General features: G+C 69.5%; 1 pseudogene. It reads right to left on the bottom strand.

Annotation, left to right across the window (positions count from 1 at the left end):
* A pseudogene (locus CCN51_RS51885) lies at positions 1-2,502 on the bottom strand (type I polyketide synthase); the annotation flags it as partial.
* Between the last annotated feature and the right edge of the window lie 20 nt (positions 2,503-2,522).

Raw genomic sequence — 2,522 nt, 5'->3', positions numbered from 1 at the left:
CGCAAGCACCGGATGGCCATGTCGGCGGGCATCCGACAGCCGCTCGAGCAGCAACATCGACGCGCCCTCGCCCCAGCCCGCGCCATCGGCGGCCGCTGCGAAAGACTTGCAGCGGCCATCGGGTGACAGGGCGCCCTGGCGGCTGAACTCCACGAACGCAGCCGGGGTGGACATCACCACCACACCACCGGCGAGCGCGAGCGAACACTCTCCCTGCCGCAGCGCCTGCGCCGCGAGATGCAGCGCCACCAGCGACGACGAGCAGGCCGTGTCCACTGTGACCGCCGGGCCTTCGAGGCCGAAGGTGTAGGACAGACGTCCGGACACCACGCTGGCCGTGGCCGCCGTGGCGAGATAACCCTCGGCGGCCTCCTTGGCCTCGGTCAGCAACAGCGTGTAATCCTGACCATTGGTTCCGGCGAAGACTCCCGTCCTGCTCCCACGGACCAACGCGGGGTCGATGCCGGTGCGCTCGAAGACCTCCCACACGGTCTCGAGCAGCAGGCGCTGCTGCGGGTCCATGACCAGGGCCTCACGCGGCGAGATCCCGAAGAACGCCGGGTCGAACTCGGCGGCTTTGTCCAGGAAGCCGCCCTCCCGCACATACGACGTGCCGGACCGCTGCGGGTCCGGGTCGTACAGGCCGTCGAGATCCCAGCCGCGGTCGGCTGGGAAGTCCGAGATCGCGTCGGTTCCCGAGGCCACCAGGCCCCATAGCGCTTCCGGGGTGTCCACACCTCCTGGGAAGCGGCAGCTCATCCCCACGATGACGATGGGGTCGTCGTTCCCGGCCACTGCCACGGACGAGAAGTCGGCCGCCTCGTCCTCCGCGTCGCCGACGATCTCCGCACGCAGGTACTGGGCGAGCGCGGCGGGGGTGGGGTAGTCGAAGACCAGCGTGGCGGGCAGCGTCAGCTCAGTGACGGCCTGGAGGCGGTTGCGGAGTTCAACCGCGAGCAGCGAGTCGAAACCCAACTCCTGGAAGGCTCGGCCCCCCGCCACGGCCTCAACGTTCGGGTAGCCGAGCACCGTAGCGACCTGGTCGAGGACCAGATCGAGCAGCTTCTTGTCCTGCTCGGCCGGTGGGAGTTCGGCGAGTTGCCGCCGCAGGTTGGAAGTGTCCTGGGACTCCGCGGTCGCCGCGCCGACCGCCTCCAGTGCGCTGCGGGCCTCCGGAATATCACCGACCATCGGAGCGGGCCGGATCGCGGTGAAGGCGGGGGCGAACCGCCCCCAGTCCACGTCGACGACCGCGACGCAGCCTGCGTTACGGCCAAGTAGCTGACCGAGGGCCGCCAGCGCGTCCGAGGGTGCCAGCGCGGCTATTCCACCGCGCTGCCGGCGCTCCTCGCTCGCCCTCTCGGCGGCAATTCCGACCTCGGCCCAGGGACCCCAGGCCACGGACGTGCCCGGCAGACCGAGCGCACGACGCTGCTGCACGAGCGCATCGAGGAAGGCATTCGCGGCGGCGAAGTTGCCCTGGCCGGGGTTGCCCACAGTTCCGGTGAAGGACGAGAACATGACGAACGCGGAGAGGTCGAGGTCCTTGGTGAGTTCGTGCAGGTTGAGCGCGGCATCCGCCTTCGCGCGCAGCACGCCCGCAAGGCGGTTGGCAGTCAGCGACTCGATCACGCCGTCGTCCAGCACACCGGCAGCGTGGATCACAGTCGTCAGCGGATACTCGGCGGGAATGGAGGACAGCAGCCCTGCCAACGCGGTCCGGTCGGCCACATCACACGCTGCCACCGTCACCCGCACGCCCAGCCCCTCCAACTCGCCCACCAGCCCAGAAGCGCCGGGGGCGTCCAGGCCACGACGGCTGGTCAGCACGAGGTGCTCGGCTCCGTTACGGGCCAGCCAACGCGCGACATGCCCGCCCAGCGCGCCCGTACCACCAGTGACCAGCGCCGTACCACTCGTACGCCACTCCCCGACACCCCCGCCACCGCCGGCGCGCAGCAGGCGACGGCCGAAGACACCCGCCGAACGCACCGCCACCTGATCCTCACCACCGGAACCCGCCAACACACCGACCAGCCGATCCGCCACACGCCCGTCGAACGCCTCCGGCAGGTCAACCAGGCCACCCCAACGCTCCGGATGCTCCAGACCAACCACCCGGCCCAGACCCCACACCTGAGCCTGCACCGCACTCAGCAACACCTCCGAACCGCTGACCGACACCGCACCACGCGTCACCACCCACAACGGCACCCCTACCCCGATATCACCCAGCGCCTGCACCAACCCCAACGTGCCGGCCAGACCAGCCGACACACCGCCACACAACGACTCGTCCAACGCCACCAACGACAACACACCGCTCACGGACAAACCGCCCGACTCCGATACAGCCTGCGCCAACTCAGCCCGACCGGACCCTGACCCGACGACAACACGCACAATCTCCGCCCCACGGCCCTCCAACCCCCGAGCGACCTCAGCAACCCACGCGTTCTCAGCCAAACCAGCGGGAACAACCAGCAACCACGTCCCCGACAACACCGCCGACGACTCAACCG

Source organism: Streptomyces milbemycinicus, from assembly GCF_002154605.1.
GTDB lineage: Bacteria > Actinomycetota > Actinomycetes > Streptomycetales > Streptomycetaceae > Streptomyces > Streptomyces milbemycinicus.
The sequence above is the reverse complement of the archived record's forward strand: the minus strand, read 5'-3'. Positions and strand labels throughout refer to the sequence as shown.